General features: G+C 57.9%; 14 protein-coding genes. 5 read left to right on the plus strand and 9 right to left on the minus strand.

Going from position 1 to position 12,869, the window contains the following annotated elements; genetic code table 11:
* Positions 1-2 precede the first annotated feature (2 nt).
* The 5 genes from modB to PPTH39_RS01225 all read right to left on the minus strand — a co-directional run bounded on the left by modB (position 3) and on the right by PPTH39_RS01225 (position 2,719).
* Entirely contained in the window at positions 3-683 is a 681-nt protein-coding gene (modB, locus tag PPTH39_RS01210; protein WP_130871419.1) for a molybdate ABC transporter permease subunit, read from the minus strand.
* Complete coding sequence (gene modA / locus PPTH39_RS01215) at positions 684-1,451, minus strand: molybdate ABC transporter substrate-binding protein (protein ID WP_095000180.1); 768 nt, start codon at positions 1,449-1,451, stop codon at positions 684-686. It abuts the gene before it with no gap.
* A gap of 124 nt (positions 1,452-1,575) precedes the next feature.
* Positions 1,576-2,226, minus strand: coding sequence for a DNA oxidative demethylase AlkB (alkB, locus tag PPTH39_RS01220; protein ID WP_095018547.1), 651 nt, complete (start codon positions 2,224-2,226; stop codon positions 1,576-1,578).
* A 3-nt stretch (positions 2,227-2,229) separates the two neighbouring features.
* Positions 2,230-2,397: a hypothetical protein gene (locus PPTH39_RS23485; RefSeq protein WP_095000182.1), complete on the minus strand. Its 168-nt coding sequence runs from the start codon at positions 2,395-2,397 to the stop codon at positions 2,230-2,232.
* Positions 2,398-2,416: 19 nt separating this feature from the next.
* The gene (locus PPTH39_RS01225) at positions 2,417-2,719 is read right to left on the minus strand and encodes a DUF1883 domain-containing protein (RefSeq protein WP_048379727.1); all 303 of its coding nucleotides are present in this window, start codon (positions 2,717-2,719) and stop codon (positions 2,417-2,419) included.
* 209 nt (positions 2,720-2,928) lie between these two features.
* Here PPTH39_RS01225 and PPTH39_RS01230 point away from each other — a divergent pair, with 209 nt between their 5' ends.
* The 3 genes from PPTH39_RS01230 (at position 2,929) to PPTH39_RS01240 (ending at position 5,038) form a co-directional block, all read left to right on the plus strand.
* Positions 2,929-3,282, plus strand: a complete 354-nt coding sequence (locus PPTH39_RS01230) for a hypothetical protein (protein ID WP_095000183.1) — start codon at positions 2,929-2,931, stop codon at positions 3,280-3,282.
* Positions 3,283-3,467: 185 nt separating this feature from the next.
* A complete protein-coding gene (locus PPTH39_RS01235) occupies positions 3,468-4,118 on the plus strand; it encodes a c-type cytochrome (protein WP_130871420.1) in 651 nt (216 codons plus the stop codon).
* On the plus strand, positions 4,115-5,038 hold the full coding sequence (locus PPTH39_RS01240; RefSeq protein WP_095000185.1) for a c-type cytochrome: 924 nt from the start codon (positions 4,115-4,117) through the stop codon (positions 5,036-5,038). Before PPTH39_RS01235 ends, PPTH39_RS01240 begins: the two co-directional genes overlap by 4 nt.
* A gap of 40 nt (positions 5,039-5,078) precedes the next feature.
* Here PPTH39_RS01240 and PPTH39_RS01245 read toward each other — a convergent pair whose 3' ends face one another.
* Together PPTH39_RS01245 and PPTH39_RS01250 are read right to left on the minus strand one after the other, a co-directional pair.
* Positions 5,079-5,360, minus strand: coding sequence for a hypothetical protein (locus tag PPTH39_RS01245; RefSeq protein WP_095000186.1), 282 nt, complete (start codon positions 5,358-5,360; stop codon positions 5,079-5,081).
* A gap of 31 nt (positions 5,361-5,391) precedes the next feature.
* Positions 5,392-5,574: a hypothetical protein gene (locus PPTH39_RS01250; protein WP_095000187.1), complete on the minus strand. Its 183-nt coding sequence runs from the start codon at positions 5,572-5,574 to the stop codon at positions 5,392-5,394.
* Between the two features lie 225 nt (positions 5,575-5,799).
* Between PPTH39_RS01250 and galU the strand changes: the two genes are divergently transcribed.
* Both galU and gorA read left to right on the plus strand, forming a co-directional pair.
* Positions 5,800-6,639, plus strand: coding sequence for a UTP--glucose-1-phosphate uridylyltransferase GalU (galU, locus tag PPTH39_RS01255; RefSeq protein ID WP_016780941.1), 840 nt, complete (start codon positions 5,800-5,802; stop codon positions 6,637-6,639).
* A 134-nt stretch (positions 6,640-6,773) separates the two neighbouring features.
* Positions 6,774-8,132 carry a glutathione-disulfide reductase gene (gene gorA / locus PPTH39_RS01260; protein WP_130871421.1) on the plus strand — a complete coding sequence of 453 codons (1,359 nt, stop codon included), beginning with the start codon at positions 6,774-6,776 and terminating at the stop codon, positions 8,130-8,132.
* Between the two features lie 106 nt (positions 8,133-8,238).
* On the opposite strand, the gene bcsC is transcribed toward gorA, so the two are convergent.
* Entirely contained in the window at positions 8,239-11,769 is a 3,531-nt protein-coding gene (bcsC, locus tag PPTH39_RS01265; RefSeq protein WP_095000189.1) for a cellulose synthase complex outer membrane protein BcsC, read from the minus strand.
* A complete protein-coding gene (gene bcsZ, locus PPTH39_RS01270) occupies positions 11,757-12,869 on the minus strand; it encodes a cellulose synthase complex periplasmic endoglucanase BcsZ (RefSeq protein WP_095000190.1) in 1,113 nt (370 codons plus the stop codon). The genes bcsC and bcsZ overlap by 13 nt, the downstream gene beginning before the upstream one ends.

A 12,869-nucleotide genomic window follows, 5' to 3' on the forward strand; every position in this document is an offset into this window, starting at 1 on the left:
CTTCAGCTCCAGCTGGTTTGGGATTTGCGGCTTGAATACAACGCCAGCAGCACCAGAAAGGAAAACACCACCATTGCTCCCGCCAACCAGTGTGCCTGAGCATATTCCAGCGCTTCGACATGGTCGTAGATCTGCACCGACACCACACGGGTTTTTTCCGGGATATTGCCGCCGATCATCAGTACCACGCCAAACTCACCGACCGTATGGGCAAACCCTAAAATAGAGGCCGTTATAAAGCCGGGTCGGGCCAGAGGTACAATGACGCTGAAGAAGGTATCCCACGGGTTGGCCCGCAGAGTCGCGGCGACTTCAAGCGGTCTGGGGCCAATGGCCGTAAATGCATTCTGCAAAGGCTGCACGACAAAGGGCATGGAGTAGATCACCGAACCGATCACCAGCCCGGCGAAACTGAAAGTCAGTGTGCCCAGACCCAGGTACTGGGTGAGCTGGCCAACATAACCATTGGGCCCCATCGCCAGCAGCAGATAGAAACCTATGACAGTGGGCGGTAAAACCAGTGGCAGGGCCACAATCGCCCCGATGGGGCCGCGCAACCGCGAGCGGGTGTGCGCTAACCACAGGGCGATGGGAGTGCCGACCAGCAACAAAATGAGGGTGGTCAGCGACGCCAGTTGCAGAGTCAGCCAGATGGCTGCGAAGTCAGCACTCGTGAGCGGCATTTACAGGTGGTAACCATAGGATTTGATAATGGCGGTGGCCTTAGGACCTTTAAGGTAGTCGGCAAGGGCCTTGGCAGCAGGGTTGTTTTCGCCTTTTTTGAGGATAACGGCATCTTGCCGGATCGGGTCGTGCATCGCCTCGGGCACAATCCAGGCCGAACCGTCGCTGACTTTGCCGTTTTTGTAGATCTGCGACAGGGCGACAAAGCCCAGCTCGGCATTGCCCGTGGAAACGAACTGGTAGGCCTGGGTAATGTTCTGGCCTTCAACGATCTTGTTCTTGACCTTGTCAGTCAGGTCCAGTTTGGCCAGCACTTGCGTTGCTGCCAGGCCGTAGGGCGCGGCTTTGGGGTTGGCGATCGACAGATGCGTGTACTGATTGGCCAGCAGCGCTTTGTCGGTGCCATCGATATAACCCTCTTTGGCTGACCACAGCGCCAGGGTGCCAATGGCGTAGGTGAAGCGTGAACCGGGAACGGTATCGCCTTCTGTTTCAAGTCTCTCGGGGGTGGTGTCATCTGCGGCCAGAAACACTTCGAATGGTGCACCGTTCTTGATCTGGGTATAGAACTGGCCTGTTGCGCCATAGGCCGCTATCAACTTGTGCCCGGTGTCTTTTTCAAAGTCGCTGGCAATGGCCTGGATTGGCGCCGTGAAGTTGGCTGCCACGGCAACCTGCACTTCATCGGCCTGGACCGAAGTGAATGCGGTACATCCGATCAGAACAGCCAGCGCGGCAGGGATAAAGGGGCGGGCACGAACATTCATGGCAAAACTCCGTTTTTATTAGGCCGTGTCAGGCGTTGGCAAGATATCCGCTATATAGAAATATTTACAGCGCTTTGTCAGCGTGCGTGCGAGGAAAGGGGGAAGTGAAGCAGGTAACTGCGGCTCAGCCTGCCTGACGCAGGGTGATATTGATCCGCTGTTCGCCCAACAGTGAGTGATGCCCGGGCTTGATGGGCATTACTCCGTGATACCGCAGGCGGTCAACGCCGCCCCAGACCATGATGTCGCCGTGAAACAATGCTATTCGTTGAGTCGGGTCACTTCGTTCGAAACCGCCAAACTGAAAAATCGCCGGCAGCCCCAGAGAAATGGAAACAATCGGTGCGGTATGGCAGCGCTCGTTTTTATCCTGATGCAGCGACATTTTTGCGCCTGGCGCATAGGCATTGATCAAGCAGGAATCAGGGACAAAACCGCTAAAGCCTGCGCTGCTGGCCGCCGCTGCAGCCAGCGCCAGGAAGACGCCGGGCATGGCTGGCCAGGGTCGGGCACTTAGCGGATCGAGCGGACTGTAATGGTAACCATCGCGGTCAGTGGTCCAGCCCAGAGCACCGCAACTGCTCAGTCGGGCGGACATGGTGTAGCCACCGGGCGTCTGCATCTGGCGCAAGGGTGCCTGCAGCAGAACGCTATCAAGGGCTGCCAGCAGCTCCTTGGCCTTGGGCAAGGCAAACCCGCGAAGCGCAAACGCCTGGTCGCTGATACGCTCGACACGGGCGGGCTGCTGCAGGTCCTGCTCGGCAAACAAGTCCACGGCTTAAAGTGCCTTGCTTGCCTTGATGTCGGTAATTACTTCGTCAGCATCGCCATGGATCTTTTCAAGTGCTGCGCGAGCTTCTTGTTCCGATCCCGACTGGAGCTGGGCAAACTCGAAACGACGCTCGCCGTTGAGCTTGTACTTGATCACGTACTTGGTGGTTTGCACGGTAATTCCTGCTTTGGGTTTAGCGAAGTTTGGAGCTTGAGCGACGCACGATTTTAATGGTCGGCTTGAAGCTTGGCTTGCGGGTTACGCTGATGGCACGGCTGGTCACGGTATCGATGGTGATGTTCCAGAAACCGGTGCTCGGCGCGGTGATGCGGGCCGGGAAGTCCTTGAAGGCGCCGCCATGGTAGGAGTGGCGGCCACCATTTTTAAAACTGCGGAAGTGCGCATCGCTCATCAGGCGGATGTTGCAAGGCTGGGAGCACTCAATGACGACGATGTCGTCTTCGTTGAGGTGCTCGCGCTGGTGAATAAATTTCATGGTGTCTCCAAAAACGTGAATCTGCTGAATAATCAGCACGATAGCATGTGCTTCAGCCCTATCAGGGGGCTAAAGCCGAGTATTATGCCGTGATGCGGGTGAGTTTGACGTAAAACGTGGATAATCCGCCACTATTGAGTATTTATTCACTATGGCCCGGGAGAAATTCCGCATATCCATTGTCGTAGTGTCTTTAACGGAGAATGTCTATGAAGTGGGGCGTATTAGCGGCGTTGCTGGCCTTGGGTGGCTGTGCATCCGTTACCGATATTGAGCAGACGCTGCCCACCATGAGTGTGATTTCGGGCAAGAAGCCCGACGCCTATGCTCAATGTGTGGTGCAACAACTGTCCAGCACACGCAGGGCACCTCAGATTGAACCGCATAAAGACGGTTTTCGGATTATCGTCCCGCAAAAGCTGACCTCCAATCCAACGGCGGTCATTGATATTGAAGAGCGCTCCGGCGGCAGCAGTATCAAGGTGTACGAAAGCATGTCCAATGTGCCGGTGCGCCCGGGCGATATTCGCAAAGCCGCCACACATTGCATTTCCGGTGACTGACGCCTCAGCTCAGTCAAATGGCTGCAACACCCCGACCTGACGTTTGCTTGCGCGACGTCAGGTTTTTTTTCGCCCCCGATTTGGCGATCGGATCCAAAGCTATGTTGTGACCGTGTAAGAATTCTCCTAGGATCTGTAGGCTTATATTTTATAGGCCTAAGCATATAACAATAATGGAGCTGGTCATGATTCCACTCAAGCGAACGCTATTGAGCAGCCTCATGCTGCTCGCCGTGAGCAATACCCAGGCACAACCGACCCCCAACATCTACCTGCAGGGCGGTGCCCAACCGGGTGCCACGGCCTGCGTGGCGTGCCACGGTGCGGATGGCATGGGGCTGGCACCTGCCGGGTTTCCGCGATTAGCCGGTCTTTCTGCCGATTACCTGAGCAAGCAACTGCACGACTTTCAAAGTGGCATACGGGTCAGCCCGGTGATGCAACCCTTGGCCAAGGCCCTGAGCGACCAGGAAATTGCCGCAGTCACCGCCAGCATTGCAGCAATGCCGGCCCCTGCGGTGCCTGCCATCAACCGCAGCAACATGCCTTCAGGCCCTGGAGAAAAGTTGGCCTTGCGCGGCGCCTGGGAGCGTCAGATACCCGAGTGCGTCAGCTGTCATGGCCCGGGTGGGGTGGGGGTGGGAAGTGCCTTCCCGCCCCTGGCCAATCAACCGGCGCTGTACCTGACGGCGCAGCTCAATGCCTGGCGCGATGGCACCCGGCGCAACGATCCCAATGACCTGATGGGTCATATCGCCAAGGCCATGAGCGAAGACGAAATCAAGGCGGTTGCCGACTATTTCAGCACTGTAGGGCACAAGGAGGTCAAACCATGAAGCGTCTGATATCAACCTGTGCGGCATCCTTCCTCCTTGGCAGCGCGGTCCATGCAGCGCCCATTGCGATGGAAGACCAGTCGCAGATCAAGGTGCCTGCACCTGCCGATAACATCACCTACTTTCAGCCGCCGCAACAAAGCGATTTGCCCGACAACGCCTACGGCAAAATGGTCATGGACGGCTATGCCCTGTTTGTTGACACCAAACGCCAGGCCCCGAAGTTTGTCGGCAATGGCCTTAACTGTACGAACTGCCATCTTGACCAGGGTCGTCTGGCCAACTCAGCTCCGCTGTGGGGGGCGTACCCCATGTACCCGGCGTACCGCAAGAAAAACGACAAGGTCAATACCTTTGCCGAACGCCTGCAGGGCTGCTTTCAGTTCAGCATGAATGGCGGTACGCCACCGGCTGCCGATAGCCGCGAGATCACGGCGCTCTCAACCTATGCCTATTGGTTGTCGACCAAGGCTCCTACGGGGGTTGAGTTGCCGGGACGAGGGTATCCCGATGTGCCCGAGCCCAAGGCTGGGTACAACTTGAGCCGTGGTGCTGCGCTGTACAAGGACCAATGTGCCGTCTGTCATGGTGACAACGGGCAGGGGCAAAAGGTGGGGGAGGACTATGTGATGCCGCCATTGTGGGGCAAAGATTCCTACAACTGGGGAGCCGGCATGCACCGGATCAATACCGCGGCATCGTTTATCAAGCACAACATGCCACTGGGCAAGGCCAACAGCTTGAGTGACGAGCAGGCCTGGGATGTGGCGGCGTACATCAACACCCACGAACGGCCACAGGACCCTCGACTGGTCGAAGGTTCAGTGGAAAAAACCCGGTTGAAGTTCCATGCCAATGACGGCGTCAACGTTTATGGGCAAACCGTGAATGGCGTTTTGGTCGGCCAGGGCACCCGGTAATTGCAGTTACCGCTAAAGTCATGCGCTTTAGCGGTATCCCTTACTTGCAGGCCACTACGACAGTGCGACTTTTAAAATTACCTACATCTGCGCCCAGGGTTTTCTCGCTTTGCGCAAGCGCAGGCGAACCATCCGTGGCAATGATGGTATAGCCAGTACCGGCACATGAGGCCTCGGCTTTCTCATAGCACTTGGCCCAGGACATGGCCTCGCCAGAACAGTCTATGCTCAACCCTTGTTTGCCATCGGCCAGGTAAGTGCTGGATGCCGTCGCGCACCCACCCAGAGTCACCAATGCGAGCAGTGTCAGAACTTTCTTCATCCGGGTAACCATCACATAAGTGGAGTTGCTGTTATTTTTTGCTGCGTCGGGCTGCTGGCTCAGGTTGGTCCTGAAATACCGAGGCGACTTCTGCTGCGGCCTGTTGCGAGCTGAATGGTCCGGCAACGTTTTCACCCGAGGCAGCAAACACGCACCATTGGCCCGATTCATCGGGTTTGATCTCATAACCGTTAACGCTGATTGTTGCTGACATCGAAAAGCTGCCTGATTGGCTGGATTAATGGCGTGATAATAGCGCAAGGGCATCACGGGTAGTGGTAAACACGATGGGTGCCAATCAAATTCAATCGCAAAGGAACTAACGGGCTAAATATTTATCTAGGTTGGCATCAGTTTGCTATCGAGAAGCATTGTAACGTCGATGCTGCCTGATTAGACTGCGCCAAATTTGGAACGTACAGCCCTTTAAAGGACTCATATGATCAAGAAATGCTTGTTCCCAGCAGCCGGTTACGGCACTCGCTTTTTGCCAGCGACCAAGGCCATGCCAAAAGAAATGCTGCCGGTGGTGAACAAGCCACTGATCCAGTACGGGGTTGAAGAAGCACTGGACGCTGGCTTGACTGAAATCTCCATCGTGACGGGCCGCGGCAAGCGCGCCCTGGAAGACCACTTTGACATCAGCTACGAGCTGGAAAACCAGATCAAGGGTACTGATAAAGAGAAGTACCTGGTCGGTATCCGCCGCCTGCTGAGCGAGTGCTCGTTCTCGTACACCCGTCAAACCGAAATGAAGGGCCTGGGCCACGCAATTCTGACTGGCCGCCCGCTGATCGGCGACGAACCCTTTGCCGTGGTTCTGGCAGACGACCTGTGCGTCAACCTGGAAGGCGACGGCGTCCTGACACAAATGGTCAAGCTGTACAATCAGTACCGCTGCACCATTATCGCGATCCAGGAAGTCGATCCGGCAGAAACCAACAAGTACGGCGTGATCGCTGGCGACCTGATTGGTGACGACCTCTACCGCGTGCGCAACATGGTTGAAAAACCAGCTCCGGAAGATGCACCTTCCAACCTGGCCATCATCGGCCGTTACATCCTGACTCCGGATATCTTCGATCTGATCAAACAGACCGAACCGGGCAAAGGCGGTGAAATCCAGATCACCGACGCGCTGATGAAGCAGGCGCAAAACGGTTGCGTGATTGCTTACAAGTTCAAGGGCAAGCGCTTTGACTGCGGTGGCGCCGAAGGCTACATCGAAGCAACCAACTTCTGCTTCGAAAACTTCTACAAAACCGGCAAAGCTTACTGATAGCGGCCCGTTGTAGATCGCTTCAAGAGAAAGCCACCCTCGGGTGGCTTTTTCGTTTTTTTGCTGTCGGCAACTTCCAGCGCTGGTCAATCGCGCAGGAGCGATTATGCTGATGGCCTGCCTAGGAGAGAGAAATGGCCTACGAATTTGATCTATTTGTCATTGGTGCGGGTTCTGGTGGCGTGCGTGCTGCACGTTTTGCCGCAGGTTTTGGCGCAAAAGTGGCTGTAGCAGAAAGCCGCTATCTGGGCGGTACCTGCGTGAACGTTGGCTGCGTGCCGAAAAAGCTGCTGGTGTACGGCGCGCACTTTGCTGAAGACTTCGAGCAAGCCTCGGGGTTTGGCTGGAGCCTGGGTGAGGCCGACTTTGACTGGGCGACCCTGATCGCCAACAAAGACCGTGAGATTAATCGTCTCAACGGTATTTATCGCAACTTGCTGGTCAACAGCGGTGTGACCCTGATCGAAGGTCACGCGAAAATAACCGGCCCCAATGAAGTTGAAATCAACGGTCAGCGTCATACCGCCAAACATATCCTGATCGCCACCGGCGGCTGGCCGCAGATTCCCGACATCCCGGGCCATGAACATGCAATCAGTTCCAACGAGGCATTCTTCCTCAAAGAGCTGCCCAAGCGTGTGCTGGTGGTGGGCGGTGGCTATATCTCCGTCGAGTTTGCGGGGATTTTCCACGGTTTGGGTGCGAAAACGTCCTTACTCTATCGTGGCGAGATGTTCCTGCGCGGTTTTGATGGTGCAGTGCGCAAGCACTTGCACGAAGAACTGATCAAGCGCGGCATGGACGTACAGTTCAATGCCGATATCGAGCGGATCGACAAGCAGGCCGATGGCAGCCTCAAAGCCACACTCAAGGACGGTCGCGAGCTGATCGCCGATTGTGTGTTCTACGCCACGGGCCGTCGGCCGATGCTCGATAACCTGGGCCTGGAGAACACCGGGGTCAAACTCGACAAGCGCGGTTTTGTCGAAGTGGATGATCTGTACCAGAGTGCCGAGCCATCGATCCTGGCCATTGGCGATGTGATCGGTCGCGTGCAGTTGACGCCCGTGGCGCTGGCCGAAGGCATGGCCGTGGCGCGCCGCCTGTTCAAGCCCGAGCAATATCGGCCGGTGGATTACCAAATGATCCCGACGGCTGTGTTCAGCCTGCCTAACATCGGCACGGTGGGTTTGAGCGAAGAACAGGCCATTGAGGCGGGACACAAGGTGCAGATTTTCGAAAGCAGCTTTCGCCCGATGAAACTGACACTCACCGAGTGCCAGGAGCGTACGTTGATGAAGCTGGTGGTGGATGCCGACACCGACAAGGTGCTCGGTTGCCATATGGTCGGGCCGGAGGCGGGGGAGATCGTGCAGGGACTGGCGATTGCCTTGAAGGCCGGGGCGACCAAACAGCACTTTGACGAAACCATCGGCGTACACCCGACGGCTGCTGAAGAGTTTGTGACCATGCGCACGCCGGTAAAACGCTGATTTTCACTGTGGGAGCGGTCTTGCTCGCGATGCAGACGGCGCGGTCTATCTGTTAAACCGCGTCGCTCCGATCGCGAGCAAGCCCGCTCCCACACTGATTTGCCAATTACCTGAAATCGGCATACGGAATCAACGGTTGCACCGGCATCGGCAAGTTGCCCTGCCACACGTCGAAGGTATAACGCAGGTAGAGCATCGCCCGGCTCGGGGCATAGTCATCGCTGTGTTGATAGAGCACTCCGCCGCCCAGTACCAGATGATCCGACAGCCTGCGCTCTACCAGCCCCTGTACGCGGTAACCGATGCCAGTGCTGCTGCCGCCCGAGGTCTGCCCCAGACCGTCGGCAAGCTGGTAGCCAGCATCATCGAGCCGCTGCAGCAGTTTGCTGTTCAGTCCGTCCAGCGGGTAAAGGTCATTGGCATCGGTTTTCGCATACGACCAGCTCACCGAGCTTTCCAATGCCACCGACCAGTTGGCGGTACGGAAGGCGTAGTTCAGCGGCACACCAATCGAATAGTACTTCTGCGGGCTGTAGTAACCGCCCTGGCCGAGAGTGTATTCACTCGAGTCCTTGTCATACCCCCAATACATCAGTGTCAGACCGGTGCGTAAACGTTCGTCGGCGCGCTCCACCAGACGGTAGTAATAACCGGCCATGGCCGTGCTCTTGTGGTTGTCTTCGACGTTTTTGCCGCGCAACCAGTGCTGGCCGAAACTGGCCCATACACCGTCTACGCCCCCTTCGTCGTGGCTCAGGCTCAAGGTCACACCGTTGGACGTGACGCCGCCCCAGGTCACACCGGTGTTGGGATCGGTAGCCCCGGCATAGGACAGGATCGAGTTGCTCAGGGGGCGACGTGAACCGGTCAGGGTCCAGCCCAGTGAGCCGATCTTGCTGCTGTAGGCCACGCCGCCCAGCCAGTTGGGTACCTTGAAGTTATCCGGTGTACGACCGATATCGATGTTCCACACCTCGTTTTTCCAGCCCGCCGCCATCATCGTGCCGTTGACCGATTGCGAGCGGTCATCGCAGCCAGAGAAGTCAGGGCCATTGGTACCCTTGCGATTGACCTCCACAGCACAGGTGCCGTAGTTCTCGCGCACGAGTCCGTCCGGGTCGGCATCGAATTTTCCTGCATCCATATTCAACTGTTCTGCGCGCAGAAAACCGCTGCCATCGGCCACCGGCAGGTCCAGTTGCAGGATGGTGGTTCGGGTGTCGGTGTCCGAAGTGCCGGCGGAAGCATCGTCCGAACGCCAGCCATAGTCGGTATACAGATGAACTGTCGGATTTTGCCGCTGGTAGAGTTCGTCCACATCACTGCGCAAGCTACGGGCCAGCCACTCGTCATCGTCCTTTTCACGACTGGCCATGGTCATGGCGCGATTGTCCCGGGGGTTGCCTTGCTCAGGGGTAATCAGCCCTGCGGCGGCCATGCTTTTGGCATAGTAGTCCAGTGCCTTTTGCGGTTCCCTGGCCGACATCAGCCGCGCCGCGTCGCGATACATCAGCGGGTCAGCCTGCGGTGATTGCAACAATTGGGCATAGATGGCCTGGGCCTTTTCAGGCTCACCCACGGCGGCCCAGGCATTGGCTACCCGACGTTGCTGTGAAGGGGTCAATGGCGTGCCGGGGGCAGGGGTAAACTGTGTCAGTTGCTGACGAGCCGAAGGCAGCTGTTTGCTGGCAATCAGGGTTTCGATCTGGCCCAGGCGCGCATCAGTGTTGCCCGGTTCTTTTTTCAGCACCTGGCTGTAGAGGTTTTGCGCCTGTTCATAGTCACCACGCTCCTGGGCCCAGCCAGCGATGGTCATCAGATCGTCGTTGTCCGAGTTCTGCATCAACAGGGCAATCGCTTGCGGCTCTTGCCCGGCGGCGCGCAGACTTTCAGCCCGGGCCACCAGTACATTGCGTTGCAGCCGCGTATCAAGCTCACGCATGGAGTCGCTCCATTGCGCCTTGGGCAGTTGTTCCAGAACGCTCAAGGCACTGGCATCGCGCTCGGTACTTGATAGGTACAACGCGTAGGCATAAAGCGCTTCAGGGTTGCGACCCTGACGAGTCATCAGCTGTTTGAAGCTGTCATCAGCGGCGCCCGGCTGGTTGATTTCGCGCTGGGCGTTGGCCAGACGATAAGTGACCCAAGGCTCATCGGGGCTGAGGTTACGGATTTTGCTGAGCAAGGCGACCACTTGCGGCCAGTCCTTGCGCTCGGTAGCGGCATCGGCCTGACGGTTCAGCTCGTCAAGTTCGATGCTCTGGCGCAGGCTGGCAAATTCCTTCTGGCTGGCAGGCGGCAGGCGATCAAGGAAAGCCTTGGCCTTTTGCGGGTCTTGCGCGCTGTACAGACGCATCAGCCCACGCACCGCACTGCCATTGCCGGGCTCAAGACGACGGGCCTGCAACAGCAAGGCTTCGGCCTGGATATCGTCGTGCTCGGCCTGGGCCACGCTGGCCAGGCCTATGAGTGGGTCGGCATCGCCGGGCTTGGCTTTGCGTGCCTGGGTAAAGGCCGTGCGCGCCGCTGCCGGGTTATTTTGTTCAAGGGCCTTGTCGCCCTGACTGAGCAGCATGCGGTAGCGGCTGGCGTCCATCAGGTCTTGCCACTTGCTGATATTGGATGTGTCCTGTTCTTTGCTGCGAGCGGTGGCAAAGTTGCTGTTGGCTTCGGCATAGCGGCCCTGGCGAAACTGCGCCATGCCCAGGGCACCGTAAAGGGTCGGGTCGTCGGGGTATTGTTTTAGAGCGCGGCGCAGCAGGCCTTCGGCGGCTGCCGGGCTGCGCGACTGGTCGATCATTTGCTTGCCCTGGGCGCCGGCGGTCCATGCCGGGTCATTCAGCAGGCTTTGCTGCTTTTGCAGGTTTTTATTGGCCTCGCCAATCAGCGGCGAATTTGGATAGCGCGCAATAAAGCCCTGCCAGGCCTGTGCCGATGTGCGATCCACCGGCAATGTGCTGAGGTAGGTGTATTCACGCTCAGCCGCAGCATTACTGGCGACCGGGTCTTTGGCCAGTTGCTGCAGGACGATCAGGGCTTCTGGCGCACGGTCTTCGCGGAACAACAGGTCGGCCAGGGTCTGACGCAGGCCGGGGTTGCCCGGGTACTGTTTGTCCAGGCTGCGCAGTTGCTCGATGACCTGTGCACGCTGGCCCTGGATATTGCTGCGGATGCGCAGGTATTCCAGTGCCGTGGCAAAATCCGGCGGGGCATTGCCAAACAGTCGCTCGAAAATCGCCACGGCTTCTTCAGGACGACCGGCCGCAGCAAACAGGCGCGCCTGTTGCAGGTCTTTCTGGCTTTGTGGGTCTTGCAGCTTCATCAGGCTCTGGGCCTGACGCAGTGCCGCCGAATCAGGGGCAACATTTTGCAACTGGGCCAGACGCTGCCTGGCCAGCTCCGGGTTTTTCTCCAGCAATGCCTGGCGTATCGAAGCCACCAACGCTTGCGGGTTGTTGGGTGAGATCAATTGCAGCCGTGCCAGCGAGTCACGCACCAGGTCTTCGCGGTACATGGCTTCGCCGATCCGAACCTGCTCCAGCAGCCATTGTTGCTGCTCCTGCACCGTGCTCGGCTGTGCAATGGCTGCAGTGGACAACCCACCGAGCAGGAACGCCCACGTTGTTATTTTTGGCATGTTTTGATCCACGAAGGTAAAAGCTGCCCATCCTTGTCAAAGCGATAGCGTTGTTCATCCCAGCCCTGGCCGAACAGCAGCAGTGACTGGTTGTAATAGGCATCGGCCGCAGGCGGCTGTTGCTTGATCCGTTCCTGTTGAACAGCCAGCGCGGGGGAGTCCAGGCTGGACAGTAACGGCAGCATGGCGGCGGAAAACCCTACCGGCCCCGTGCCGGTGTATTTGCCGGTAACGGCATTGACGCTTTCTGGCACATAGCTCAGGGTTTGGGTGAGGTTGGCCATGGGCGCAAAATGTTGTTGCAGTGGCTGGCGACCGGCCGCGTCCTGGGCCAGCATGCCAACCCACAGGTAGACGCGAATGGCATCGTAGTCCCCCAGCGAACCCTCCTTGCTGTCCGGTGCCCAACCGCCACCGGCTTTCCACTGCAGCCAGTCCGGGGCAAAGCCTTTGGGCGAAGTCTCTATCAGCATGCGTTGCTGGTTGCTCGCCAGTTCGGCCCAGATCGGTGATATACGCGCAAAACGGGCCAACAGTTGCGGTGGCAAATAGCTGGGGTTCAGGCGCCAACCCTTGGGGCTGTCAAAACCCACATCCCCGGGCAACAGCATCAGGCCCAGCCCGGGCAGCTTGCGCAGGCTTTGCGCAGCGCTGCGCCAGAGCATGTTCTGCCCAAGCGCGACATACTCGGGCCACTGCCACAGCCGGCCGGCTTCGAGCAGGCTGTAGGCGATCCACAGATCGGCATCGCTGGCATTGTTGCTGTCCAGGATCTGCCACTTGCCGTTTTTTGCCAGACCCCATTGCCAGGCTGGCAAATGAGCCTCAAGGCTGCCACCGGCGAGGTTATTGCGGGTCCACTCGAGAATCCTCGCAAAACTCTTTTTGTCGTTGCCCAGCAAGGCAAAAAACAACCCGTAGCTTTGACCTTCCGAGGTGGTGATCATTTGCGCCGACGAGCCATCGATAATGCGCCCGTCGCTGCTCATCATGGCCTTCTTGTAACTGTCCCAGGCGGGCCAGTCACAGGATTGCGCACTCGCCACCTGAGGCAATAGCCCCAGGGTCGAGCTCAGGGTAAGTGCCGCCAGTCGCTTCAT

It is taken from the genome of Pseudomonas bubulae (genome assembly GCF_900618535.1).
GTDB lineage: Bacteria > Pseudomonadota > Gammaproteobacteria > Pseudomonadales > Pseudomonadaceae > Aquipseudomonas > Aquipseudomonas bubulae.

Bases quoted from the DNA above. Each gene is read 5' to 3' on its own strand.
- bcsC (WP_095000189.1), bottom strand. From the start codon at position 11,769: ATGCCAAAAATAACAACGTGGGCGTTCCTGCTCGGTGGGTTGTCCACT.
- PPTH39_RS01225 (WP_048379727.1), bottom strand. From the start codon at position 2,719: ATGAAATTTATTCACCAGCGCGAGCACCTCAACGAAGACGACATCGTC.
- PPTH39_RS01245 (WP_095000186.1), bottom strand. From the start codon at position 5,360: ATGAAGAAAGTTCTGACACTGCTCGCATTGGTGACTCTGGGTGGGTGC.
- PPTH39_RS01235 (WP_130871420.1), top strand. From the start codon at position 3,468: ATGATTCCACTCAAGCGAACGCTATTGAGCAGCCTCATGCTGCTCGCC.
- modA (WP_095000180.1), bottom strand. From the start codon at position 1,451: ATGAATGTTCGTGCCCGCCCCTTTATCCCTGCCGCGCTGGCTGTTCTG.
- galU (WP_016780941.1), top strand. From the start codon at position 5,800: ATGATCAAGAAATGCTTGTTCCCAGCAGCCGGTTACGGCACTCGCTTT.
- PPTH39_RS01230 (WP_095000183.1), top strand. From the start codon at position 2,929: ATGAAGTGGGGCGTATTAGCGGCGTTGCTGGCCTTGGGTGGCTGTGCA.
- PPTH39_RS01240 (WP_095000185.1), top strand. From the start codon at position 4,115: ATGAAGCGTCTGATATCAACCTGTGCGGCATCCTTCCTCCTTGGCAGC.
- bcsZ (WP_095000190.1), bottom strand. From the start codon at position 12,869: ATGAAGCGACTGGCGGCACTTACCCTGAGCTCGACCCTGGGGCTATTG.
- PPTH39_RS01250 (WP_095000187.1), bottom strand. From the start codon at position 5,574: ATGTCAGCAACAATCAGCGTTAACGGTTATGAGATCAAACCCGATGAA.
- modB (WP_130871419.1), bottom strand. From the start codon at position 683: ATGCCGCTCACGAGTGCTGACTTCGCAGCCATCTGGCTGACTCTGCAA.
- gorA (WP_130871421.1), top strand. From the start codon at position 6,774: ATGGCCTACGAATTTGATCTATTTGTCATTGGTGCGGGTTCTGGTGGC.